Source organism: Planococcus citreus (genome assembly GCF_003664125.1).
Taxonomy (GTDB): Bacteria; Bacillota; Bacilli; order Bacillales_A; family Planococcaceae; genus Planococcus; species Planococcus citreus.
The window spans coordinates 723,251-748,991 of the sequence record NZ_RCCP01000001.1 but is presented as its reverse complement, the minus strand read 5'-3'; the positions used below and the strand labels follow the sequence as shown (position 1 = coordinate 748,991).

At 48.3% G+C, this 25,741-nt stretch carries 21 protein-coding genes; 17 read left to right on the top strand and 4 right to left on the bottom strand.

The features are described from left to right. Window positions 1-4: 4 nt before the first annotated feature. The 7 genes from DFR62_RS03750 to DFR62_RS17335 all read left to right on the top strand — a co-directional run bounded on the left by DFR62_RS03750 (window position 5) and on the right by DFR62_RS17335 (window position 7,984). Window positions 5-1,954: a dynamin family protein gene (locus tag DFR62_RS03750; protein ID WP_121298124.1), complete on the top strand. Its 1,950-nt coding sequence runs from the start codon at window positions 5-7 to the stop codon at window positions 1,952-1,954. Between the two features lies 1 nt (window position 1,955). Continuing rightward, entirely contained in the window at window positions 1,956-3,737 is a 1,782-nt protein-coding gene (locus tag DFR62_RS03745) for a dynamin family protein (RefSeq protein ID WP_121298123.1), read from the top strand. Then, a complete protein-coding gene (locus tag DFR62_RS03740; protein WP_121298122.1) occupies window positions 3,730-4,077 on the top strand; it encodes a hypothetical protein in 348 nt (115 codons plus the stop codon). The genes DFR62_RS03745 and DFR62_RS03740 overlap by 8 nt, the downstream gene beginning before the upstream one ends. A 71-nt stretch (window positions 4,078-4,148) precedes the next feature. Then, complete coding sequence (locus DFR62_RS03735; RefSeq protein ID WP_121298121.1) at window positions 4,149-4,853, top strand: hypothetical protein; 705 nt, start codon at window positions 4,149-4,151, stop codon at window positions 4,851-4,853. A gap of 245 nt (window positions 4,854-5,098) precedes the next feature. Next, window positions 5,099-6,517, top strand: a complete 1,419-nt coding sequence (locus tag DFR62_RS03730) for an alanine/glycine:cation symporter family protein (RefSeq protein WP_121298120.1) — start codon at window positions 5,099-5,101, stop codon at window positions 6,515-6,517. A 709-nt stretch (window positions 6,518-7,226) separates the two neighbouring features. Beyond that, window positions 7,227-7,676, top strand: a complete 450-nt coding sequence (locus tag DFR62_RS03725; RefSeq protein WP_135449375.1) for a hypothetical protein — start codon at window positions 7,227-7,229, stop codon at window positions 7,674-7,676. Window positions 7,677-7,813: 137 nt separating this feature from the next. Next, window positions 7,814-7,984: a hypothetical protein gene (locus tag DFR62_RS17335; protein ID WP_158290789.1), complete on the top strand. Its 171-nt coding sequence runs from the start codon at window positions 7,814-7,816 to the stop codon at window positions 7,982-7,984. A gap of 150 nt (window positions 7,985-8,134) precedes the next feature. Here the strand turns inward: DFR62_RS17335 and ptsP are convergent, their stop codons facing one another. Both ptsP and DFR62_RS03715 read right to left on the bottom strand, forming a co-directional pair. Further along, entirely contained in the window at window positions 8,135-9,841 is a 1,707-nt protein-coding gene (gene ptsP / locus DFR62_RS03720; protein WP_121298118.1) for a phosphoenolpyruvate--protein phosphotransferase, read from the bottom strand. Continuing rightward, a complete protein-coding gene (locus DFR62_RS03715; RefSeq protein WP_121298117.1) occupies window positions 9,838-10,107 on the bottom strand; it encodes a phosphocarrier protein HPr in 270 nt (89 codons plus the stop codon). The genes ptsP and DFR62_RS03715 overlap by 4 nt, the downstream gene beginning before the upstream one ends. A gap of 486 nt (window positions 10,108-10,593) precedes the next feature. Here DFR62_RS03715 and DFR62_RS03710 point away from each other — a divergent pair, with 486 nt between their 5' ends. From DFR62_RS03710 to DFR62_RS03675, 8 genes are all read left to right on the top strand, one after another. Next, complete coding sequence (locus tag DFR62_RS03710) at window positions 10,594-12,537, top strand: PTS mannitol transporter subunit IICBA (protein ID WP_121298116.1); 1,944 nt, start codon at window positions 10,594-10,596, stop codon at window positions 12,535-12,537. Between the two features lie 771 nt (window positions 12,538-13,308). Beyond that, window positions 13,309-15,384 (top strand): BglG family transcription antiterminator, encoded by a 2,076-nt coding sequence (locus tag DFR62_RS03705; RefSeq protein WP_121298115.1) that lies wholly within the window; start codon window positions 13,309-13,311, stop codon window positions 15,382-15,384. A 5-nt stretch (window positions 15,385-15,389) separates the two neighbouring features. Then, window positions 15,390-16,595, top strand: a complete 1,206-nt coding sequence (locus tag DFR62_RS03700) for a mannitol-1-phosphate 5-dehydrogenase (RefSeq protein WP_121298114.1) — start codon at window positions 15,390-15,392, stop codon at window positions 16,593-16,595. Window positions 16,596-16,950: 355 nt separating this feature from the next. Beyond that, window positions 16,951-17,592 (top strand): 3-hexulose-6-phosphate synthase, encoded by a 642-nt coding sequence (hxlA, locus tag DFR62_RS03695; RefSeq protein WP_121298113.1) that lies wholly within the window; start codon window positions 16,951-16,953, stop codon window positions 17,590-17,592. A 19-nt stretch (window positions 17,593-17,611) separates the two neighbouring features. Further along, on the top strand, window positions 17,612-18,148 hold the full coding sequence (gene hxlB, locus DFR62_RS03690) for a 6-phospho-3-hexuloisomerase (RefSeq protein ID WP_121298112.1): 537 nt from the start codon (window positions 17,612-17,614) through the stop codon (window positions 18,146-18,148). Window positions 18,149-18,371: 223 nt separating this feature from the next. Next, the gene (locus tag DFR62_RS03685) at window positions 18,372-19,196 is read left to right on the top strand and encodes a Cof-type HAD-IIB family hydrolase (protein ID WP_121298111.1); all 825 of its coding nucleotides are present in this window, start codon (window positions 18,372-18,374) and stop codon (window positions 19,194-19,196) included. Window positions 19,197-19,255: 59 nt separating this feature from the next. Next, on the top strand, window positions 19,256-19,588 hold the full coding sequence (locus tag DFR62_RS03680) for a winged helix-turn-helix transcriptional regulator (RefSeq protein ID WP_101190983.1): 333 nt from the start codon (window positions 19,256-19,258) through the stop codon (window positions 19,586-19,588). A 230-nt stretch (window positions 19,589-19,818) separates the two neighbouring features. After that, window positions 19,819-20,493, top strand: coding sequence for a hypothetical protein (locus DFR62_RS03675; RefSeq protein ID WP_121298110.1), 675 nt, complete (start codon window positions 19,819-19,821; stop codon window positions 20,491-20,493). 147 nt (window positions 20,494-20,640) lie between these two features. On the opposite strand, the gene DFR62_RS03670 is transcribed toward DFR62_RS03675, so the two are convergent. Beyond that, window positions 20,641-21,465: an aldo/keto reductase gene (locus DFR62_RS03670; RefSeq protein WP_121298109.1), complete on the bottom strand. Its 825-nt coding sequence runs from the start codon at window positions 21,463-21,465 to the stop codon at window positions 20,641-20,643. 218 nt (window positions 21,466-21,683) lie between these two features. After that, window positions 21,684-22,421: a GDSL-type esterase/lipase family protein gene (locus DFR62_RS03665; RefSeq protein ID WP_121298108.1), complete on the bottom strand. Its 738-nt coding sequence runs from the start codon at window positions 22,419-22,421 to the stop codon at window positions 21,684-21,686. Between the two features lie 173 nt (window positions 22,422-22,594). Here DFR62_RS03665 and DFR62_RS03660 point away from each other — a divergent pair, with 173 nt between their 5' ends. Further along, window positions 22,595-22,816, top strand: coding sequence for a hypothetical protein (locus tag DFR62_RS03660; RefSeq protein WP_121298107.1), 222 nt, complete (start codon window positions 22,595-22,597; stop codon window positions 22,814-22,816). A 365-nt stretch (window positions 22,817-23,181) separates the two neighbouring features. After that, window positions 23,182-25,443 (top strand): cell wall-binding repeat-containing protein, encoded by a 2,262-nt coding sequence (locus DFR62_RS03655; protein ID WP_158290840.1) that lies wholly within the window; start codon window positions 23,182-23,184, stop codon window positions 25,441-25,443. Window positions 25,444-25,741 lie beyond the last annotated feature (298 nt).

Below are 25,741 nucleotides of genomic sequence, written 5' to 3'. Positions count from 1 at the left end.
AGACGTGGGCATCAGTTTAGATGAATATCAAAAAAACAGGAGCTTATTGATCAGAGAATTAGACAGCTATAATAATTGGCTCCAAAAAATGGAGCTGAAAGATGATCAAAAAAAGCTTACGCACTACAAAGAAGATATCTTAAGAGATACTTTTCAATTAGTCGTAGTGGGTGAATTCTCTAGGGGAAAGTCAACTTTCATTAATGCATTGTTAGGTACAAAAATCTTACCCTCGTCGGCCAAACCGACAACAACGATTTTAAATAAAATCACGTATAGTGAAAAACCGGTCATCAAGTTGCATTTCCACGATCGTAAGAAGAAAGTAGAAATGATTTCAGAAGACGGATTTAGAAGTTTAGTAGCGCCGATGGATCCTATTCCTGGAAATTCTGAGTCTGAAAAAGAATATGCTAGGCAAGTGAGTTTTGTGAAAGGGATTCAGTACGCTGAAATCGGAAGAAATTTAGCGATTTGTCAAAATGGAGTGGAGATTATAGACACCCCAGGGACAAATGATTTGGATCCTTTACGTGAAGAAATAACGAATACGATAATCCCGCGTTCGGATGCTGCAATTTTGTTATTGAGTGCCGTAAAAATCCTTTCTGAATCGGAATTAAGTTTATTGCGAGACCGCCTGTTGGCGAACGATATTCAAAAAATATTTCTTGTTATAAATTTCAAGGATGAACTGAAATCTGCAGAAGATGAAAGAAAAGTGCTGGACTTCGCTTACGCCAACTTAAAAGAGATCTTAGGAGACCCCAAGATATACTTAGTCTCTGCCAAGCATGCTTTAAATGCCAGAAGAAAAGCTGGTGGTGAAGAGCTTAAGGGTAGAAGAGGAAGACCAATGGATGTGTGGGATTTTGATAGAACAGGATTCCCAGAGCTGGAAGAGCAACTTGCTGATTTTCTACAGTTCGAAAGAGGCAGTATTAAAATGATGAAGCCTATTAAAAGAACTTTGGAAAACATCAAGGGTGTGAGGAAAGAGTATATTGAATTCGAAAAGAAAATCTTGCATTCACAGATGAACGGTTTAAAAGAAAAAGTAGAAGCATTTAAGCCGAAAGTGACTTTAGCTGAAAAGCATGCCAACGATTCTCTTAAAGTATTGAAAATGAAGTTGCAGTCTGAGGAAAAAGCGTTGATGGAATGGCATGAGCTCGAATTAGCTAAGATTGCAAAGAAGGCATTGGAAGCTTTTGATCAGCATCCTCATCTTTCTCAATCAGAGATAAGTCAAAAAGTGGATTTAGCAGTAGCCAAATACGAGAAAACACTTTTCGAGGAAAAAAAGAAAAAGATGAATTCAATTGTGAAAGATGCGATTCAAACAGCTTCAGGAAAAATCAATGAAGAATGGGCAAAGATGGATTTTGAAATGAAGAGTATGCCTGAAAGTGAATCGTCTTACGAATTGTCGACAATAGTTGACCAAGATCCTGCATCCGATGGTGTAGACGACTTCTTTAACTCCATTTACGAGGAGTTAGACAGTGCTTGGAGCAGTTCGCGTGGATTTTGGGATAAAGCAGCAGTCGGGGTAGGCGTAGCTGTCAGTGTAGTGGCTCATGGGCTTACCAAACTTTTTAGCTGGGGATGGTCTCAGCTCACAGGCGTGGACGAAAAAGTTCAACTGAGAGGCCAGTTGGTCGCTCATTATAATAGCGTAGCTAATCAAAAAATGATCACTATGAAGTCCGAATATCGCACTATGAGTAAATATGCAGAAGAGCAATATCAAGGAATCATAAAAGAACATTTATTGATGATTGAAAAACAGCTGGAACAATTAATCGGATCAACTGAACTAGAAGGTAATGAAATTACAGAAAGACAGTTAGTTCTGTTAGAACAGGAAGAAGAGCTGAACCGTATCGCTATTACTTTGGAGAAATTAGCTTTAACGCTCAAACGGCAATCTGCAGGGAAAGTAGGCGTCTGATATGACTTATATTGATGAGAAAGAACGAATTGGAAAATTAGCTGAGGCCGCTTTAACAAAGCTCGAAAGTACACTGCCAGGAAGTTCGCAGATGAAAACCTTAACGGATTTGATTGAAGACCTCGATGAAGATTCCTATAAGATAATGGTAGTAGGAGAATTCAAACATGGAAAGTCTACATTCGTTAATGCACTATTGGGACGGGATATTATGCCGAGAGGAGTTACACCTACTACAGCTACGATAAATGTCATTGAGTATGGTAAAGAAGAAAAGGCGTCAGTTCATAAAAGAAACCAAACCATTGAGGAATTTGATACCCTTGATATTTTAAAGAGCTATACGGCTGATGATGATTTTGATTCAGATGAAATTAGGCATATCAAACTGACTGTGGATTCTACTCTACTAAAAAATAAGGTTGTATTAATCGATACCCCAGGAGTCAATGATTTGAGTGAGCAGCGATCTGAAGTTACCCATCAATTTTTGCCGCGGGCTGATGTTGTGCTCTTTATGGGTTCATTGACCTCCCCCATTAAGGCTTCAGAGGAAAAGTTTATTAGGGAACGATTGATTAAGAATGGAATTGACCGTGTAATTTTTGCTGCTAATTTCATGGATAGTATCGATGAAGAAGAACTGGACGAACTAACTGAGTTTGTCGAACGACGTCTCGAGACGATTACTGGTACGCGTTTGAACTCTTTATATCCACTGTCTGCACTCGAAGCTTTGGAAGGGAAGAAGGAGAACGATGCTGAACTATTAAATTATTCGGGATTGCCAGAACTGGAAGAGGAAATACTTCGGCGTATCGAGTCTGGCTCCAGAGGTAAGGAAAAAATTAAAAACTTCACAGAACGATTAGTTAATATTTGTGAAGTCATTGAAGATGAAATAAAGACTGCTTCAATCGTCTCATCGCAGACGATTGAAGAATTAGAGCTTCAATTTGCGGCTATTCAGAAGTGGTTCGGTGATTTAGCTGCACAAGAAACGGACCTACAAAACTATTTGTACGATCGGGAAGCTGAAATTAATTTTATGGTCAGTAAATCATTAAGCCACTTTGGTGAGCGATTGAATGATGACATAGAAACGCGTATACATACTTTCCAAGGTGCTGCTATAAAGAATTTAGTAGAAAATCAACTTCCCATGGTAATCAAATCTCAATTCACCACATGGATTGATCAATATGAAGATAAAATCCATCAATTACTAATTAAATTGGAAAAGGAAGTTTCTCAAGGACTTACACGTTCTTTCAACCAATCAATTCAGTTACAAAAAAACCAGCGCGCTTCATTTAATCATTTGTCCACGATTCCTATTTTCGACGCGAAAAGCGGGAACGCTCATGTAAAAGCAGGGGTAATTCTTGGAAGTGTTGGATCTGTTGCCTTGTTATTGGGAGCTCCATTCTTCTTGCCGATTGTCGGCATGGCCGGGTTGCCTTACATTTCAGAGAAAATAGCAGAAAAACAATTGGCTGCGGTAAAACCGGAACTTATTATGACAGCTAGGCAAAAAGTAAATGAAATGGTAAAAGATTTTGACCGGCAGTTAAGTGAATATATTAAAGAGGCAACAAATGATATTAGGGACCGCTCTTTAGAAGAGTTTAACCGCTTGCTTTACTCCTATGAGACTATCTTAAATGATGAAATGGATAAACATCACAATGAAACGGCTGATATTAAGAAACGAGAGTCTAAGCTTGAAGAGTTAAAAAATATTGTAACATCCTATAGAAGTGGAGTTGAAATTTATGGATAATGACTCAATTGGTGAAGTCTTTTCTGAAGCAATATACGAAGTGCTTTCTACGGATAACTCAACACAAGTCGAGGTTCTTCCAGCTTCAACGTCCCTGTGCAGCCAAGAGGTATTTGCTTATAAGGATCCATTGAAGTACGCCCACCTTTTTGATTTCACACCGTTGCAATTGAATGTTGAAGGATCGGATATCGTCAAACCTCATTACGTAGCTCCCTATATTCGAGAAGACGGAACATTGGTAGAAGGCTATTATCGAGATGGGGACGGAGATACATCAATTGACCGTCCGTTTGGAATGGGCGGCGGATATACACGCTCAAATCCCAGCGGAGAGTAGTTAATGAATTTCTATGTAAATTTCATACGTGCAGTATTTCAGAAATCGTATGGGAAGAAAGAAGAGGAATTATGATTAAAATAATAGCATACCTAATGGTTTTTATTGGTATTATAATGGGTGTAATTCATTTAGTAGATATCTTAATAGAATCAAGTTTTTTTATATTCTTATTTGTTCTATTTATTTTATTTGGGATAGTAAGTACTGTTTATAGTGTTTTGAGATATTGCTATCGTCTACTTATAGGCTATACTCCAGAATCAGAAAATCCAATTGTCTCCGAGAGAGAAACACCAATTATTGCACCCGTTCGAAGTATGGTGAAAGAAGTAGAAGAAACTAAGGAATATTCAGAATCTGAAAGTGGAATAGAATTTGTTAGAGTAAATGAAAAGTGGGGATATGTTCAAGGGGAGCATAGACAGTTTCGTTTATTTAATACCGGTCTTTGGAAATTTGGGTTCCGAATCGAAGTCATTGTATCGAACAATTCTAGTGATAGCGTTGATGTGGTCGATATTTTGCTTGATGGAAAATCACAATTAACCGATTGGTTTATAGAAAAAGATAAAATGGAAAAAGAGTTTTTAGAATTAGTAATGATTAAGCTTTGGAGAATGGCTTATCGTGAAGAAATCCCATTTCCAAATGTAAAAGAATTAGATGAATTCTTAGAAGAAGTTTCCTTTAACAATTACTTGCTGAAAGAAGGTCTTCTTACGCAGACTGAATCTGAAGAAAATCTTGAACTTGAATATCAATGGGTAAGTTAAGATATTAAATTAAATTTAAGGAGTAGGGTAAATTTTTTTGAATATCAGCCAAAAGCCTTGGATTCCTTCATGGAGTCTAAGGCTTTTGTGTTTTAGGGGAGGTTTATTGTATTAAATGGGTGATAGCGGCGTGGGCTTAATTGCCGATTTTTTCTAAATTTATTAGAAAACTTCCTGATTTCTGTTTAATCCTTAGTCGGTTGGGGAATTATTTCATATCTTGAAATAATATAGGGGGAAAGCAGTTGGAAGGATTTTTGCAGGGGATTGCTGAGTTTTCAGCATGGATATGGGGCATCCCGCTCATTACATTGTTATTGGTTTCTGGACTTTATATGACGTTTAAATTAGGATTTTTTCAGTTTCGTTATTTCGGGTACATAGTAGGTCAAACCTTCGGCAGCATTTTCAGAAGGCCAAAAGGCGAAGGGACGGTCACGCCGTTCCAGGCATTGACGTCTGCATTGTCGTCGACAATCGGTGCGGCGAACATCGTCGGGGTCCCGGCGGCGATCATGTTCGGTGGACCGGGCGCGATTTTCTGGATGTGGGTCATCGCATTGATCGGCATGGCGCTGAAATTCGCGGAAAGCGTGCTGGCGGTTGAATACCGCGAGAAAAACGGCAACGGCGAATTTGTTGGTGGGCCGATGTATTATATGAAGAAAGGGTTGAACATGAAATGGCTGGGCGTCTGGTTCTCGTTCGCGTTGATGATCGAATTGATCCCGAGCATCATGGTGCAAGGGAACTCGATTGCCAACACCGTCGAAGCGACCTTCAGCATTCCAGCGTTATGGACGGGGATTGCAACTGCCATTCTCGTGTCGATCGTCGTCTTCGGTGGCATCAAGCGCATTGGTAAAGTGACGGAAATCTTCGTTCCGTTCATGGCCTTGATGTATGTCGGCGGAGCGGTCGTCATTTTATTGATGAACGTGAAAGCTGTTCCGGAATTCTTTATGTTGATCTTCAACAATGCCTTTTCTCCGGCGCCTGTCATGGGCGGATTTGCCGGTGCGGCGATTGTGGAAGTCATCCGCTGGGGCTTTGCCCGCGGACTTTATTCGAACGAAGCAGGACTCGGGACGGCGCCAATCGCTCACGCTGCGGCGACGACTGACCATCCTGTGCGCCAAGGCTTCTGGGCCGTTATTGGCGTAGTGGTCGATACATTAATCGTCTGTACAGCAACAGCGTTTGTCATTTTGTCTTCAGGCGTGTGGACAGAAGAAGGCGCGATGGAAAATTCATCAGCGTTGACGAGCTTGGCATTTGAAGAGTATTTCGGGGATTTCGGCGCGATTCTTGTGACGATCGCATTGATTTTCTTCGTCTTGTCGACGATTTTGGTCGTCGTGTTCTACGGCGCCAAGCAAGCGGAGTTCTTGTTCGGTACCAAAGCTTCCTACGGCATGCAAGTGGTCTATATCATCGCCGTGGTATTGGGTGCAGTCGGCGCAGCGGAAGTCATCTGGGGCTTCCTCGACATCATGCTCGCCGCGATCCTGATTCCGAACGTCATCGCGATCTTGTTGCTCAGCAACAAAGTGAAAGACTTGAAGAACGAGTTCTTTTCATCGGATGAGTATTACCGGAAGGATCTGAAAGTGAAGAAACGGGCGAAACGCCAGAAAGCCGTTAGAGAAGAGTATGAATCGTAGGCAGGGTGTGTGTGTTTTGCATTGTCCCTGTGTTGGGCACAATTTGCAGGGGACAATTCGCGGCGTAGCGGGATTCTGTTGCTTGGATGTCCCTGTGCGCCACACAATTTAAGTAGCTGGAACGTCAAAAACCCCTTGAACTCGATTGAGTTCAAGGGGTTTTTATGCATTATGGGGGTTGAAGGTTTTGGTGTTTTGTCCCTGTGCGTGGAACAATTTACAGCATTAGATTCGCATCGTGTGGGGATTTTAATTGTCGGGTTTCCCTGTGCGTCACACAATTAGTCAAAAAAATTTTGAATGTTTATAAACTTTATTGAATAGTCATAATTGAGGCTGTCAGGAGAAAACAGCTTTAAGTTGAAGAAAAAAGTTTCAGAAAATCATTATTGCAGTTTACCTTTTAATGGAAACCGGGTGGGGTATTTGTTAAGGGCAGTTGAAAAGATAGATTGGAATAAACGTTAGAAACAGTGGGATTTATAAGGTTTTGATTTGCTTAAATTACGGAAGCAAGCAACTTATTTTCCATTAAAAGTATATAAGAAAAACAAAATATAATCTGAATTATGAGAATTTTCATAGACTACTTTACATATTTTGGCCCTTAATGTAGGTTTATTGTAGTGTTATCAGTTATACGAGGTTTAATTTTTGATAAATAATTGATTTTTAATTATTAATTGGCGGTCGCAGGTAAGAAGTTTTCATGGACAGATCGATTAAATCGAGCGGAGGAATGGTTGAAATGATGGATACACAGCAGGTGGCTTCACCAGACAACAAGACAGCCGAGATGATGGCCGCCCAAGCGGTTGAGAAATCGCGGAGTTGCCCGATCGGCAGCGCGCCTGAAATCGAAGGGCATCGAGTTCCTCAGTTGTATATCGGCTTGCCAATGGACCGAGGCGTTTCTGTTCAATTATATCGGGATGAGCAGGAGGGGCTGAACGAGGCAACGATTCTGCTTTCAGTTGAGCAATTACCGAGTTTTACGCGAGCGCTCATTGAACACCCAATTTTGCTGCCGACGAGTTATTCACAGCGTTCGTCAGTAGAAGATGGACAGCACGCACTTCGGATTGCTTCGAAAGAGGATTTTCCTGATTTTGTTGAACGCCTGACGGATGCGCTCCATGCGCTCCCGCAAAAAAAGTGAATACGGCAAATCTATCCCGTTTATTGTTACGGGGGAAGATATGCATTTATGTTAGCAACAACAGCAATGTTTAAATAATGAGTTGGTAGCCGCGTAATCAATGCTTGTAAGGACCAAAATCGAGGAGGATGAATCGGATGACTGCGATTGTAAAAGAAGAAATGACAATGGAGATCCCGAACAAAACCTATTTGCAAACTTATAAGGAACATATTGACGGTTATAAACAGTATAAGCTGGAGAAGTTGGCTCCGCAGTGGCATGTGCCGGTGGGTCGTAAGGCGCTAAAAGTGGAGAGTGGATCGTAAGCTGTCCCTGTAACTGTCCCTGTGTTAGGCACAATTCGCGTGGGAAGAACCGCGTCGCAGCGGGATTCTGGTGCTTGGTTGTCCCTGTGCGCCACACAATTCAATCGTCAAAAAGCCGTGAACTCATTGGAGTTCACGGCTTTTTCTGCATTATAGGTTTTTCACGTAGTCTTCAACTTCCTGGGAAGTCGCGAGCCCTAGGATATGCTCAGTATGCCCTTCCATGTCCGCTTTGGATAGGCGGCTCAGCTGGGAGCGGGCTTTTAGGATGGACGAAGCGCTCATCGAGAATTCGTCCAGGCCGAGGCCAAGGAGAATCGGGATGGCGATTTCGTCGCCTGCCATTTCGCCGCACATGCCGGTCCATTTGCCTTCTTTGTGGGACGCGTCGATGACGGTCTTCACGAGGCGCAAGATGGCTGGGTTATACGGCTGGTAGAGATATGATACGGATTCGTTCATCCGGTCAGCAGCCATTGTGTATTGAATCAAGTCGTTTGTGCCGATGGAGAAGAAGTCGACTTCTTTTGCGAAAGTGTCTGCCATGACGGCAGTCGACGGGATTTCCACCATGATGCCGACTTCGATTGAATCGCTCACTTCGACGCCTTCTGATTCGAGTTTTGCTTTTTCTTCCAATAGAAGAGCTTTCGCTTCGCGGAACTCATCGAGCGTCGCGATCATCGGGAACATGATCTTGAGATTCCCGTGGACGCTGGCACGGAGAAGTGCGCGCAGTTGCGTGCGGAACATGTCCGGCATCTCGAGGCATAGACGGATCGCACGGAGGCCTAGGAACGGGTTGAGTTCTTTCGGCAATTTCAAGTACGACAATTCCTTGTCGCCACCGATGTCGAGTGTGCGCACAACGGTTGGTTTGTTTTCCATGCCTTTTAAGACGGCTGAGTATGCGTCGAATTGTTCCTGTTCTGTCGGGAACTCGTCGCGGCCCATATACAGGAATTCTGTTCTGTACAAGCCGATTGCTTCGCCGCCGTTTTCGAGAACTCCGGTAAGGTCTTTCGGTGTGCCGATGTTCGCGCCGAGTTCAACTTCAACGCCGTCTTTTGTGACGGTCGCTTCATTTTTCAGCTTCGCCCATTCGGCTTTTTGATCGGCAAACGCCGTTTGTTTTTCTTTGTATTCGGCGAGTGTCGCTTCGTCCGGGTCAAGAAGGATTTCGCCTTCCAATCCGTCGATGATAACGATCGTGCCGTTATCAATGGAGCTCATCGCTGATTTCGCGCCGACGACTGCCGGGATTTCCAGCGTGCGTGCGAGTATCGCGGAGTGGGACGTACGCCCGCCGATATCGGTGATAAAGCCTTTGATGTATTTCGGGTTTAATTGCACCGTATCGGAAGGCGTCAAGTCTTCTGCGATGACGACGACTTCATCGGTGATCATGCTTGGGTTTTGGATCTTCACGCCTAATAGATGGGCGAGCACGCGTTTTGTGACATCGCGCACATCGGCAGCGCGTTCTTTCATGTATTCATTGTCCATCGCTTCGAACATGTCGACGAACATCGTCGAAGTTTCGTGAAGCGCGAACTCTGCGTTGACGCTATCGTTGTTGATCTTGTCGGTGATCGGCCCGATCAATTCGGGGTCTTCCAAGACAAGCAAGTGGGCGCCGAAAATGGCCGCTTCCTTGTCGCTGATTTCTTCAGCGGTGCGTTTTTTGATGACTTCGAGTTCAGCGATCGATTCGTTTACTGCTTGACCGAAGCGCTGGATTTCCGCCTGTGTGTCCGCTACGTTTTTCTTGTCGACTGTCAGTTCCGGATTTTCCAGGCGGAAGGCCTTGGCGATGGCGATGCCGTTAGAGGCTGCGATTCCGGAGATGCGATTCATTCGTTCGAGATTCCTTGTTCTTGGAGTACGCGTTCGATTGTTTCCATCGCTTCCGCTTCGTCTGCACCGTCTGCGGCGATCTGGACTGTGGAGCCAGAAGGTACGCCTAGTGACATAACGCCGAGGATTGATTTCAAGTTAACTTTTTTGTCCTTGAATTCCATCGTGATGTCCGATTGGAATTTTGATAACGAACCTACGAGTGCTGAAGCTGGACGTGCGTGCATGCCTGCCGGGTCTGTGATTGTGAATGTTTTTTCTACCATGAAAAATTCCTCCTTAGGGTGGTTGGGATGTAAGCGAATTCACCCCCCATTATGACATTATCCGCAGAAAATGCATAGCGATGGCCTTGTGGGTGAAAAAAACAGAAAACACAGTCTTGTCCGGAAAGGGGCGACAGGGGTGGTTTTTTGTGTCCCTGTGTTAGACGCAATTTGGCGGAGGAGATCTGCGGCGCAGCGGGGTTTTGGTGTTCGCGTGTCCCTGTGTCAGGAACAATTCGCTGGGCGGGTGGAGTGCCGTGTCCCTGTGTTAGATATAATTTGGCGTGTGAGATTCCCGCCGTAGAGGGATTTCGTTGCTCGAGCGCCTCTGTGCGCCGCACAATTTCACGCCAACGACAGCCTTGTCCGGACAGTGGCGACAAAGTTGGTTTTTCATTAGATTGAATGCGCTTACACAAAGGGCGTATAATCTGAATTAACAAACAAAGCATAAGGGCAAGAGCCCAAAAAAGGAGGATGAAAGGAATGGCAGAAGAACGTTCAAGCGTGAAAGTGAAAGTCCAGAAGTTCGGTAACTTCCTGAGCTCGATGGTTATGCCGAACATCGGCGCGTTTATTGCCTGGGGTCTCATTACCGCATTATTTATTCCAACGGGCTTTTTCCCGAACGAGAATTTCGCGTCACTTGTCGGGCCGATGATCACGTATTTGCTTCCGCTATTGATCGGTTATACGGGCGGTAAGCTTGTGCACGATCAGCGAGGCGGCGTCATTGGCGCGATCGCGACGATGGGGGTTATCGTCGGGGCGCCGGATACTCCGATGTTCCTAGGCGCGATGATCATGGGGCCACTTAGTGCTTGGGTCATCAAGCAGTTTGACCATTTGATCGAAGGCAAGATCCGCTCCGGTTTTGAGATGCTTGTCAATAACTTCTCATCCGGTATCATCGGCGGGGCGCTAGCGATCTTCGCTTACCTCGGCATCGGGCCGGCCGTCAGCGCATTGACGCAAGTATTGGTCGCAGGCGTTGACTGGTTGCTTGAAACAGGATTGCTTCCATTAACAAGTATTTTGATCGAACCGGGGAAAATTTTATTCCTCAATAACGCAATCAATCACGGCATCCTGACGCCGCTTGGGCTTGAACAAGTCCAGCAGGCGGGCCGTTCGGTTCTGTTCTTGCTTGAAGCGAACCCGGGACCTGGTCTTGGCGTCTTGCTCGCGTTCATGTTCTTCGGAAAAGGCATCGCGAAGCAATCGGCACCAGGGGCCGTCATCATCCACTTCTTCGGCGGGATTCACGAGATTTACTTCCCGTACGTGTTAATGAAACCGATGCTTCTGTTGTCCGTCATCCTCGGCGGCATGAGCGGCGTGTTCACACTGGTCTTGATGGGCGGCGGCTTGATGGCCCCTGCATCACCAGGCAGTATCTTCGCGATTGCCGCGGTCACACCGCCTGAAGGCATGGCGTATGTCGCAAACTTCACGGCGATTTTGGTCGCAGCGACCGTATCGTTCTTAATTTCAGCGGTCATCTTGAAGCGCAGCAAAGACACAGCATCAGATGAAGACGTCGAAGCTGCAACGAAACGCATGGAAGAAATGAAAGGCAAGAAGAGCTCGGTTGCCGGCGCACTTGGCGCTAGCGCTGGAGCTGCAGGAACGGCTTCTACAGCTGGCACGTTCCCGGACGATGTCCAAAAGATCGTCTTTGCGTGTGACGCCGGGATGGGGTCGAGCGCGATGGGCGCCTCGCTCTTGAGCAAGAAAGTAAAAGAAGCGGGCATGCACATCAAAGTCACCAATAGCGCGATTTCGTCAATTCCTGCCGATTCACAAATCATCATCACGCAGGATAAATTGACGCCGCGTGCAAAAGACAAACGCCCGGATGCGTACCACATCTCGGTCGACAATTTCCTGTCGAGCCCGGAATACGACCGCTTGATCGAGCGCATGAAACACGGCGTGACAGAAGAGCAAAGTGAACTGGTCGACGATAGTGAAGCGAATGCAGCGACTGGCGATGAAGGCGACGCTCCACTACTGACGGAAGACAATATTTTCATCAATAAACGCTTCCGCAATAAAGAAGAAGCGATCCGCTTCGCAGGCGATGCGCTTGTGAAAGCAGGATACGTCGAACCATCGTATGTCGATGAAATGTTGAAGCGTGAGGAAATCACGACGACCTATATGGGCAATGATGTGGCGATTCCGCATGGCACCGAAGAAGCGAAAAAAGCGGTTATCAAATCCGGCTTTACGGTTGTCCAAGTGCCGGATGGGGTAGACTTTGACGGAGAGAAAGCGAAATTGATCTTCGCCATCGCTGGCAAAGACGGCACGCACCTGGAGATCTTGTCAGGCATCGCGGTCATCTGCGCCGAGCAGTCGAACGTCGACGAACTCGTCGCCGCGAAATCTTCTAAAGAATTGCTGGACATCTTGAACAGCAAATAATCAGCACCACGAAAAGGCAGGGGAGATCCTGCCTTTTTGTGCTATTTCTTTGGTTTATTCAAAGTGAGCAATTTGTTGAAGAAATAGAAATAGTAAATGATAGTGGGGAAATCGCTCCAGGCGGACGCTTTAGGCGCGCAGGATGCGGGTCATGCAGCTGATGCGACAGGACGTCGCGGTTTCAGCTGCCCGCGGTTTCAGCCGCTTCCAGTTTACCAATGAATCAGTTTGAAACGCTGCTGCTCCCACATCTGCGGGGCAGATGCGTCGCAAATGAACAAGCTCAACTGCCTTTCGCTTATTCATTAGTCGCCACCTTTCGCTCTTTAAATTTAGGGTGAGCACTGATGTAGTGTTTCCAACTTTATGGAGATAAAAGAGGAAAGTGAGCTATTTTGCGGAATGTGGATAGTAGTGGGAAAATGAATATAGAACGTTGAAAAGCTTTTATAGCTATAAGAAGTAAGAGTTCACAACAAAATGTTCAGTAAGATATTAGAGTGTGTGTAGAAGCGTCCGCTCGACTCCTGTGGGACTAGCGGGTTTGAGAGACCCCGCAGTGAATGGATGAGTGAAGCTTAGCTGAGCGAATCCATTTGCGACGCAGCTGCCATGCAGATGTGGGAGCAGCGGTTTTCGTAGCGAATGAGGAGGCTCGATTCCCGCCCCACGGAAAGCGAGCGGTAAGCTTCGGAAAACACGGTTTATGACTCAGTATTTGATTCTACAAAGTCTTCATCAACGAAAGGTGACAAGGGAGTAGGTGAGTGGATGTTTGTCACGGTTAGGGAAAAGTCGATTATTGAGCTGGTGACGCGGATGTCGGCGAAGCATACGGTCAATTCCTTGGCGACGTATCTTGATGTCAGCGCGCGGACGATTCAGCGGGATTTGAAATCGGTGGATAAGCTATTGGAGGGGTTCGGCCTTGCGATGAAGCGCAATGCGGCGGATGCGCTGTTTATTGATGGCAACAATGAAAAAATCTACCGCTTGATGCAAAAGCTTGCGGCATCGAGTGCGCCGGAAGCAACGCCTGAGGAGAAAAAGCTGCGTTTGTTGGTCATTTTAATGGAAGAAGGCGCGTTTTTTAAAAAGCAGGTGCTGTCGAATCAGCTCGGCATCAGCACGACGACGCTGACTTCGTATTTGGATGAGCTGGGCAATTGGCTGCGCAAGTTCTCGGTCACTTTGTCCCGTCAGCGCGGTGTCGGTGTGGAAGTGGCAGGTGCGGAAGCGCATAAACGCCATGCGCTGGCGGCGTATTTCCTGATTCATTTCTACGAAGAGCTCATTGAAAGCCTGTATTACTTGCAGCGCGGCAAGACCCAGGACGAAAAAGTGCTCGGCTATTTCAACCCAGACTATCTCGCGGAGGCGAATAAATTGGTCGGCGAACACATCAGCGACGAACAGATTCGCTTGGCCGACAGCGATTATACCGGTTTGGTCGTGCATCTGGCGTTGGCGCTGCAGCGCACCGAGAATGGCTTGTTGCTGGATGCGCAAGAGCCGGCGGGTGAACCGAACGGCGAGTACCACGTCATCGAAGCGATTTGTGAGGATTTGCATAAACGTCTTGGCGTGGAATTGACAGAGCGCGATATTGAGTTTCTTGCGGTCGTCTTGAAGGGTTCGAAAATCCAGGCGTCCAATGTGCTGTATTACGACAGTGTGCTGCTCGGGAAACTCGTGAAGAATATGATTCGCGATGTGTCGGGGCAGCTCGGCGTTGATTTGACGAAGGATTTCTCCTTGTACCAAGGCTTGCTTGCGCATATGGAGCCGCTCATTTTCCGGCTCAAGCAAAAGCTCGAATCGTTCAATCCGTTGACCGACGAGATCAAGAAGAAATACCCGATGCTGTTTCTCGCGGTCAAGCAGACCTTGGAGACGGAGTTTGACGACCTCGAGTTCTCGGCGGACGAAGTGGCGTTTATCGTGCTTCATTTCGGATCGGCCTTATTGATGAATGAAGAGCGCGTGCAGATCGACGCAGTCGTCGTGTGCCCGACCGGCATCGGCACGTCGAAAATGCTGGCGAGCCGCATCCAAAAAGAGCTGCCGGAAATCGATACGGTGAAGATTTTGTCGATCCACGATTTTCAGGCGGCGAATTTTGAGGACTACGATCTGGTCATTTCGACGATCCGCCTGCCGGTGACCGATGTGGATTATTTGATGGTGAGCCCCCTTTTGAACGAACAAGACATCAGCCATATCGAGAATTACTTGCAGCACAATATCCAGAAAGTGACGCGCAACAAGCAGTATTTGCCGGCGGAGGATTATGGCGATGCGGGCAAAAAGCACAGGCCGGATCTCCGGCGCTTGCTGCTCGACATCAAGCAAGTACAGACCGGCATGGAAGCGATAATCGAGCATTTCGGGGTCGTGAAAATGCGCGGCACCGATTATTGGCGGGTGCTCGAAGACGTATTGGACGGGATGGAGTCAGGCGGTTTGCTGGATGCCCAAAGCACGTTGCGGCAATTAAAAGACCGCGAGACGAAAGGGGGACTCGGGATTCCGGGGACCAATATGGCACTGTTTCATTGCCGAGACGAGTCGGTCGGTCAGTTGCTGTTCCAAGTGGTGCATTTGGATACGCCGAGTGCGGTCAAAGGGATGGACGGCCGCGACGTGCAGATGACGAATCTATTGTTGATGCTGACGCCGGTGGAATTAAGCGAGCGCGAACAGGAAATCATGAGCTTGATTAGTTCGAGCCTCATTGAAAGCGAAGCGGCGATGATGATTTTCTCGTCGTCGAATGAAGGCGTCATCCGCGGCAAGTTGGAAGAGTTGTTTTTCGAATACTTACAAAATAATTTGATGAAGGAATGATTTGAATGAAACAAGCGATCCATTTTGGAGCAGGAAATATCGGCAGAGGGTTTATCGGGGCGTTGTTCTCAGAATCCGGCTATCACGTCAGTTTCGTCGATGTGGCGGAACAAGTTATCGACGGCTTGAACGAACAAGGCCAGTACCGCGTGAACATGGCGCAGGAAACGGACGAAAGCGTCTTGGTGGAGAATGTGTCGGGCATCAATAATATGAAAGACGAAGAGGCGGTCATTGCGAAGATCCAGCAAGCGACGTATTTGACGACGGCGATCGGGCCAAACATCTTGCCGCGCATTGCGCCGTTAATTGCAAAAGGAATCGAAGCGCGCGTTAAAAGCAATTTTGCGACTGGGCCGGATTTGGTGCCGTCGTCTGATTTGGATGTGGCGACGGACATGAGCGCGGGTTCGGAAAAATTATACATCATTGCCTGTGAAAACCAGATCGGCGCGACCGATATTTTGAAAGGGCATATTTTGAGCCATTTGAGCGACGAAGCGAAAGCGGATCTCGCGGACAAAGTGTATTTCTTTAATTCTGCAGTAGACCGCATCGTGCCGATTCAGGAAGGCCATTCGCTTGATGTCTTGGTCGAACCGTATTACGAGTGGGTTGTTGAAACGACTGAAGATATTCCTCACGTAACGGGCATGACGATTGTCGACGACTTGGCGCCGTTCATTGAGCGCAAGCTGTTCACGGTCAATACGGGGCACGCGGTTATCGCGTATTACGGCTATCTCGCGGGCAAGACGACGATCGATGAAACCTTGGCCGACCCGGAAATCGAACAAGAAGTGCGGGAAACCTTGAAAGAGACGGGCGCGTACCTCGTGAAGCAATACGGCTTGGACGAAGACGAGCATCTCGCGTATATCGATAAAAACATCGAACGCTTCAAAAACAGCTATTTGAACGACGGCGTCACGCGCGTCGGCCGCGCGCCGATCCGCAAGCTCGGCCCGGAAGACCGCCTCGTGCGCCCGGCCGTGCAAGCGCAAAAAGCGGGACTTGCGTATTCGCATCTCGCGAAAGCGATCGCGGCGGCGTTGTTGTTCGATTATGCAGAAGACGAAGAAGCGGTGAAAATCCAAGAGATGATCGCACAAGGCGGGCCGGAGCGCGTATTGACAGAAGTCAGCGGGCTTGAAGCCGACAGCGAGCTGGCGAAAGAAGTCGTGCGCCAGTATGAGGCGATGAAGAAGTAGTTGCTGCAGCTGTTGCAGCTGTCCCTGTGCACCACACAATTCCAACCGCATTCCGGTGGCCGAAACGGCGCCGGGATGCGGTTTTTGTGTTGCGGATGGTGGTTTGCGTCCCTGTGAGCCACACAATTTCGGCGGGGAGTTTTCTTGCTTGTCCCTGTGTTGCACACAATTTGGCGGGCCGAAAACCCGTTGCAGCGGCATTTGGCTGTTCGTTCGCCCCTGTGCGCCACACAATTCGACACGTGACGGTATACTTTTTGTCTGTATGTGCGGTTAAAGTGCGTACTTCCCAAGATGTAGGGCAGGACTTACACTGGGGAAGCATCAAAATACGCATATGAGGAGCTACACATAGATGAAATTACAACTAGCATTGGATTTAGTAGACATTCCGCAAGCCATCGAATTGATCAAAGAAGTGGAAGGGTCGATCGATATCGTGGAACTGGGCACACCGGTCATTAACCAAGAAGGATTGAAAGCGGTGCGCGAAGTGAAAGCGGCGTTTCCACACCTAGAAGTCTTGGCGGACGTGAAAATCATGGACGCGGCGGCTTATGAAGTCGGCAACGCCGCGGCTGCTGGAGCGGATATCGTGACGATTCTCGCGCAGGCGGAAGATTCGTCAATCAAAGGCGCAGTCGAAGAAGCGAAGAAACTGGGCAAGAAGATTCTCGTCGACATGATCGCTGTGAAAGACATCGAAACACGTGCCGCTGAACTGGACGTGCTGGGAGCGGATTATATTTGCGTCCACACGGGCTATGATTTGCAGGCAGAAGGCAAAGATTCATTCGCAGACTTGCACACGATCAAAAGCGTCGTGAAAAATGCGAAAACGGCGATTGCTGGAGGCATCAAGCTCGAAACTTTGCCGGAAGTGATCAAAGCGCAGCCAGATTTGATCATTGTCGGGGGCGGCATCACGTCTAAAGACGATAAGCAATCAGAAGCAGCGAAAATTAAGGCGCTGATGAACGAAAGCGTGACGGTTTAACGTGAGCGCTTCTGGATTTATGAATGAAATTTCAGCTGAACTTGCGCATACAGTTGGGCAAGTGGACGAGGCGGAAGCTTCCCGGTTGGTCACTGCGATGGCGCAAGCCGACAAGATTTTCGTCGCAGGCGGCGGCCGCTCGGGGTTCATGGCGAAAGCGTTCGTCATGCGCATGGTGCATATGGGCTTGACCGCCTATGTCGTCGGCGAAACGGTGACGCCGAGTTTGCAGGAAAATGATTTGTTCATCGTCGGCTCAGGTTCCGGTGAAACGGACAGTTTGATCGCGATGACGGAAAAAGCCAACGCAATCGGCGCAACGGTCGCAGCGGTGACGACCAATCCGGCGTCATCAATCGGCAAGCTTGCCGGTCTCCACATCACCATCCCGGCACAAGCGAAAGCGGAAGGCGCGATCGGCAAATCCATTCAACCGATGGGTTCGTTGTTCGAGCAATCGCTATTGGTGGTGTACGACGCGCTCGTCTTGGCGTATATGGAGCAGTACCACATTACCGCCGATGCGATGTTCGGCACACACGCCAATTTGGAATAGCACAGAAATAAGCTTGAGGCTGGAAGCGATTCCGTCTCAAGCTTATTTTTCATGCCAAGCGTACCTATTGGACAACTCGCTCACAGAGGTGCAAAATTGATGGAATGGAGAACTGCGGTGACAGGGCAGTGTTGATTGAAATGAATGGCGAGCCGCTCGTGCAGCGCTTAATTTTAATAAAAGACCCGCCAACGAAACTATTTTGATATGAAGGAGCAAGTGTATGTATAAAATGATCGCAATTGATTTAGATGGAACTTTATTGAATGATGAGTTGACGGTGACAACAGATACGATGACAGCGATTCGGCAATCGGTGGAACTCGGAGTGGTCGTGACGATTGCGACCGGACGCATGTACCCGTCCGCACAGCGCATCGCCTTGGAGTTGGGGCTCGATGCACCGATGATCACGTACCAAGGGGCGATGATCAAATCGGCGACGAGCGGAGAAGTGCTGCGTGAGCGCGTCGTGCCGTTCGAGATCGCACAAAAATGCATCCATTTGGCAGCGGAGAAGCAAATGCATATCCAAGTCTATCAAGACGATGTGCTCTACAGCGCCGTGGATAACGAACAAGTCAGAGCGTATTCCAAAGAAGTCGGCGTCGGCTATGAAATCGAGCCGGATCTCCTCAAGCTTGCGAAAAACGGCTTCATGAAATTGCTGTTTATCGACGAACCGGAAGCACTCGCGCCGGTGCAGGAAGAATTGCAGGCGGTGCTCGGCGACGAGGCGTGCATCGAGAAATCCAAACTGCGCTACCTCGAAGTGACGCATCCGGAAGCGAATAAAGGCAGTGCCTTGAACTTCTTGGCCGAACATCTCGGCATCGACCGCTCGCATGTGATCGGCATCGGCGATAACCACAACGACACGGACCTAGTCAAAGCAGCGGGATTCGGCATCGCCATGGGCAACGCCGTCGAAGAATTAAAAGCGCTCGCGGACTACACCAGTTTGTCGAACAACGAAGAAGGCGTGTTGCACGTGCTCAATAAATTCATTTTGGAACCGCGCACAGCCGCTGTCGATTCGGGGCAGTGAGCGACGGATTCCAGTAGACATCATAAGAATGAAATGCGCGAACGATGGAGGGAAAACGAATGCCCAATTTGGGAGAGAAGACATTTAATTGCGAAAAAGAATTGACCCTTTCCATCATCGGCGGAAAGTGGAAAATGCTCGTGTTGTGGCATTTAGGGAAATCCGGCACGAAGCGCTTCGGCGAGTTGAAAAAACTCATGCCCGGCATTACCCAGCGCATGTTGGTCAACCAGCTGCGTGAACTGGAAGATCACTTGATCGTCCACCGCGAAGTGTATCCGGTCGTGCCGCCGAAAGTGGAGTATTCGCTGACGGAACAAGGCGAGAGCTTGATGCCGATTCTCGATTCGATGTACGACTGGGGCAAGGGATATATGGAGCGGAATTTGTAGTTGTGTCCCTGTGCACCACACAATTTCAACCGCATTCTGGAAGCCGAAAAGGCGCTGGGATGCGGTTTTTTGGTGTTGGGAAATTGTTTGCGCCCCTGTGTGCCACACAATTTCATTTCAGAAAATATTTGCATAGATCTGGAAGTTGCTTGATAATCGTACGAGAGTCGCTTCCAGGAACATTCTGGAAGTGGAGTGGAGAAGTTGAAAAGTTATTGGAGGTTCTATAGATGAAGAAATGGCATATTGGATTACTGGCAATTGCTGTACTTTTAGCGGGATGCAGTGAAGATAAGGTAGAACAAACGGGGACAGATTCCCCGAATGCAAGTGAGCAAGGTGTTGAAGTGGAAGAGGTAGAGATTCCTGAATACAGTGTTTTGGAAATGGACGTTTTTGAAGATGCGGGAATTATACGCCGGGATTATTGGGTGCTCCCAGATGATATTTTTATTTGTGAGGAACAGATTGAATTATTGATTACCGATGCAGTCAATCAAGCTGGGGATGACGGGCCGTATAATTCTGTTTTGATTAACGTTATTGATGATGAGCGGTCTATTGATGAACTTCGGACGTTCGCAGAGGGCCAGCATTCTCCCTATGGAAATTGGGCGCGATCGAGTGAAGTGGAAGCGGGCGATTACTCGAACCACGAACTTGTCATTGAAACAGGGTCGTTAAGAAATGACCAAATTCCGGCCGACTATGAAGCAGGGGCGTATCCGACTGAAGAAGAGCTGGATGTGTTTTACTATATATTGGATAAAGTACATGAAGAGCTTGACAGTGCAGGTCCAGAAGAATTCATCGATGGGGACAAAATCGTGAGGGAATCAGCGCAAGAGTTATCGATCAGCTACGAGGAAGCGGAAGCCATTATGGAAAAAGCCAAAAATCGGTGAGGAGGGAATGTCCCTGTGAGCCACACAATTTGCCGGCCGGAAAACCTGTTGCGGCGGCGTTTGTGTGTTTGTTCGTCCCTGTGCACCACACAATTCAAACAGAAAAAAGCCCGTTCCAGGGAAGGAACGGGCTTTTTTATGGAAATGTTAACGGACGTTCATTTCGTTCGGGTGGGCGCCTTTGCGGCGGTTTTTGTCCAGCCCGTTGATTTGGTTCATGTCTTCTTCGCTTAATTCAAAATCGAAGACGTTGAAGTTTTCTTCGATGCGTGATGGCGTGACGGATTTCGGGATGACGATCGTGTTGTTTTGCAGGTGCCAGCGCAAGACGATTTGTGCTGGTGATTTTTTGTGTGCTTCAGCGATTTTTTGGATCACTTCGTCTTTCAGTACTTCGCCGCCTTGGTCAAGCGGGCTCCACGCTTCCACGAAAATATCGTGCTGCGCACAGAATTCTTTTACGTCATTTTGCGCCAAGTATGGATGGCATTCAATTTGGTTAAGAACTGGCGGCACATCGCATTCATCCAACAAGCGCTGCAGATGTTCGGGTTGGAAATTGCAGACGCCGATCGCTTTGACGCGGCCGTCTTTGTATAGTTTTTCCATCGCTTTATACGTCTCAACGTAATTGTCGAATTCAGGTGTCGGCCAGTGGATGAGGTAAAGGTCTACGTAATCGAGGCCGAGGCGCTCCAGGCTTTCGTCGAATGCGCGCAAGGTGCTGTCATAGCCTTGGTCAGAGTTCCACACTTTTGTGGTGATGAACAAATCTTCACGCGGAACGGATGTTTCTTTCAACGCCTGTCCGACGCCTTCTTCATTTTTATAGATCATGGCTGTATCGATAGATGTATAGCCAGTTTTTAGCGCGGTCGTTACGGCATCGGCAGCTTGGTCGTTGTCGACTTGCCAGACGCCGAAGCCTAGTTGGGGCATTTCGAGTTTGTTATTTAGTGTTACATGATTCACGGGACATTTCTCCTTTTTTGGGTTTTGTCACAACAATGTTTATCATACCCTGAAGTGGGCGGGGATAAGCTTTTTTTGTTGGGTGTCCCTGTGTCAGATGCAATTTCGGGTATGTGATTGCGGTTGAAGCGGGGTTTTGTGGTTTTGGCGTCCCTGTGCGCCGCACAATTCAACGAAAAAAAAGCTGCCGAAGGAGGCAACTTTTGGGGATTATGCGCTTAGTACAGGCCGAGAGCGTCCAAGCCGATTTCAGCGAGTTTTGCTTGTCCGGCATTCGACGGATGGATGTCTCCCGGCAGGACGTACAGTGCTTGATCGTTCCCGAAGGCTGTGTAAGCATCCGCCAGATAGACGTCTTCATTGGAGAAGGCGAGGCCGGCGAAAGCATCGTTAATGTCCGGGAGTAGGGGATCGACGATATAGTGGAGCGGGTCGGTCAGCTGGAACGGATTGTAGACATTATAGAGCACAATCGGTGAATCTGTGAGTGTGCGGATTTCTGTGATGATTTGCTGGATATTCGAGAAGACATCGCTTTGGTTGAGTTTCGCTGCAAGCAATTGCTGGAACGCTAGTTGATTGCCGCCGCTTTCGATCGCGGCTTCGCGCAGAATGGCAAGAAAATCGTTATTGCCGATCGTTACGGCGACGTAATCCGAGTGGATGATGGCTTGGCGGTATTTCTGGTCGTTCTGCAAAGCTTCGAGCAGTTGATCCGATTGCCAGCCCGACACGCCGAGGTTGCGCACCCGGAGATCGGCGAGCTTGCCGATTAGATAAGGATAGCTGGTCTTCGCCGGATTTTGGTTGGTCTGGCCGAGATTCAAGCCGAACGGAATCGAATCGCCAACTGCGACGAGCGATTCTTTGGCGTTGTCACTTTTTGCGAAAGCACCAGGAGACACGAGCAGGCTTGCGAGCAACACAACGACAATGGTTTTGATGAGCTTTTTCATAGAACCCTCCCTTTCTCTTCATTCAGCTATAGTATAAAACTAATAGTTCGAATATTCTATCTATTTTTAATGCATATGATTCATTTGATCCGATTGTCACGGATTTAAGGAATGGAGGAATTATCGGCGGGGGAGAGAACATAAGGAGAAAGGATGTATAGGGAGGGCTGGGCGTGAAGCATAGAGGCCGATCAAAATTGGCGGGTGGGATAATCGGATTGATTGCAGGGGTGTTCGCCGGTGCGTTTCTCGGGCTGGTCATCGGTGGTACCTTTTTGGGCGGATTGGATATTTACGAAAATACCGGACTGGAAGGCTATGAACTGGCGGCGTATGTGGGGGCTGTGATTGGCGGAGGGGTTGGCATCGTGTTCGGGGGTCGGCGTCGGACTTGATGTCCCTGTGTCAGACACAATTTGCATGCCAGGAACTTTGTTGTGGCGGGGGTTGACCGTTCGGATGTCCCTGTGTCAGGCACAATTACCGGTGAAAAAAAGAACAGCAGGCGGCGTGAGTTGTCCCTGTGCGCCACACAATTCAAGCCGCATTCCCAATGCCAAAAAGGCGAGGGGATGTGGTTTTTGCGGCTTGGCAGATGGTGTTTGTCCCTGTACACCACACAATTTGACCCACCACAGTCATATTAAAAAAAGAAATTATTCCCAAAACAGAAAGTAGATTACTATTAATTGGAAAATAGAGATGTTACAATAAGCGGGAATTTACCAGCCACGGAGAACAGATGGAAGGGGCCAACAATGTGAATACATCTAAGAAAATCGGAATCACTGTGCTGACGGGAGCGGCGGTTTTGCATATGGCAGGAGGAGTGTCAGCGGATGATGCTGTCGAGACCGATCGCGTCATCGTTGAATTGGAGGCGGGGGCACGCAGCCATGCATTGTCAGGGGAAAAAATCGAAGCTTTGGAGGTCAATACAGCCAATAAGCTGGTGACGGTCGAGGTGCCGAAAGGGCAAAGCGCAGAAGCATACATAGAAGAACTCGGCGCGGCGCCGGGCGTGGCAAATGTCGAGCCGGATCATTTGCTCAAGACGACGGCGGTGCCAAACGATCCGTATTATTCATTCCAATATCATCACGGATTGATCGGGTCGGAACGCGCCTGGACGAAAACGATGGGCACGACGGATGTATTGGTCGCCGTTCTGGATAATGGATTTGATTTGGACCACCCAGACTTGAAAGGGCAACTCGTCAGTTCCTATGCAACAGCGTCGAGCATAAGCGAAGACGACCACGGCACGCATGTTGCGGGCATCATCAACGCTGCACATAATAACCGGACTTACGGCGCGGGTGTTGCACCGGGCGCTGGGGTGCTCGCGATTGATGTGTTCGAAGGAGAAGAGGCGTATTCGTCCGATGTCATCGAAGGCATTTATTACGCAGCGGATGCCGGGGCGGATATCATCAATATGAGCCTGGGCAATTATTACAAGAGCGAGCCCTATCAAGCGGCGATTGACTATGCGCATGAGCGCGGCGTATTGGTGATCGCGTCTTCCGGAAATGATGACACGGACGAGACGCATTATCCATCGGGTTACGAAAACGTTATCGCGGTCGGATCGACAGACCATGCTGACCGGATTTCGTGGTTCTCAAATTATGGTGCTGACCAGGACATCACGGCACCCGGCACCGGCATTTGGTCGACAATCGCGGACGGCAGCTTTTCATCGATGAGCGGGACTTCGATGGCGGGACCAGTCGTGGCAGGGGTCGCAGCACTCGTGAAAGCGAACGAGCCGGATTTGACGAATGAAGAAATCGCCCAGCGGCTGTATGATACCTCGGTCGACCTCGGCGCTGCCGGCAAAGACCTTTATTTCGGCCACGGCCGGGTCGATGCAGAAGCGGCGTTGATGATTTTTGATATCGAACAGCCGTCAGTGAATGCTGTCTATGAAAGCTCGGCGGAAATCACTGGCACTTTGAATCAGCCCGTAGAAGACGCCGTGATCACTGTTGAGAATGAAAACGGTGAAATCGCGCGCCAAGAAGGATATGCGGGAGCGGGCACGTTCAGCGTGGCGATTCCGAAGCAAACAGCGGGGAGCGCGTTGACGATACTGGTGCGCGACCGCTACGGCAATGAAAGCGAAGCGCTGGAAGTTGTCGTGCAAGAAACGGAGCCGGAAGAAATGCCGGAACGCATATCCGGCACTAGCCGCTATCAAACGGCAATCGCGATTTCACAAACCGGCTGGGATGAAGCTAACACAGTGGTCCTCGCCACTGCAGGCGATTTCCCGGACGCACTGGCTGGCGGGCCGCTCGCTTACCTGGAAGATGCACCGATTTTATTGACGCGTACAGGTGAACTTCATTCCGGAACGCGCGAGGAAATCGAACGTTTGGGCGCTGACAAGGCGATCATCCTCGGGGGAAGCATCGCCATATCCGAAGAAGTGGAAGCGGAACTGGAAGGCATGGGACTATCCACTGAGCGCATCGGCGGAAAATCGCGCTATGACACCGCTGCGTTGATCGCAGAGAAATTGGACTCGGAGCGAGCGGTCGTCGCAAGCGGATTGAACTTCCCGGATGCTTTATCGGTTTCGCCGTATGCCGCGAAAAACGGCATCCCGATTTTGCTGACGCGCAGCGACTCCTTGCCAAACGAGACCGCTACCGCGCTTGAACGCTATACGTCGAGCTACGTCATCGGCAGCACCGGCGCCGTCAGTGAAGAAGTGTTCGCCCAGTTGCCGGATGCCGAACGATTCGGCGGCAAATCGCGCTACGACACCGGATCCGAAGTCGCGACACGGCTTCCGCTCGGCGACAGCCGCGCCTTTATCGCTACCGGATTGGACTTCCCGGACGCGCTGACGGGCTCTGTGTTGGCTGCGAAAAACGACGCGCCGATTTTGCTCGTGCGCCCGGATCGCATCCCGAAAGCGACCGAACAGCAGCTGCCGGTGTATCATGGCTTCTCGATCTTCGGAGGCACCGGCGCGGTGTCTGACGGAGTGAAAGGGATGCTTGGGCGGTAAGATGTCCCTGTGTTAGACACAATTCGTCGGGCAGGAACTTTGTTGTGGCGGAGTTTTTCCGTTCGTTTGTCCCTGTGTTAGACACAATTTAAACGCTGTATCCTGCTCATGGATACAGCGTTTTATTTTTGGATAGATATAAGAACTGCTGAGTATGACGACGGATTTCTCCTTTCGTTTTTTTAGTGGATTTTATTGTGGATAGTCAAAATAATTTCACAAATTGCAATAATATTCCTTCAATAAAATGTCTCTAATTAGCATAAATTTATCATAAAATGTATGCTTATTTTAACGG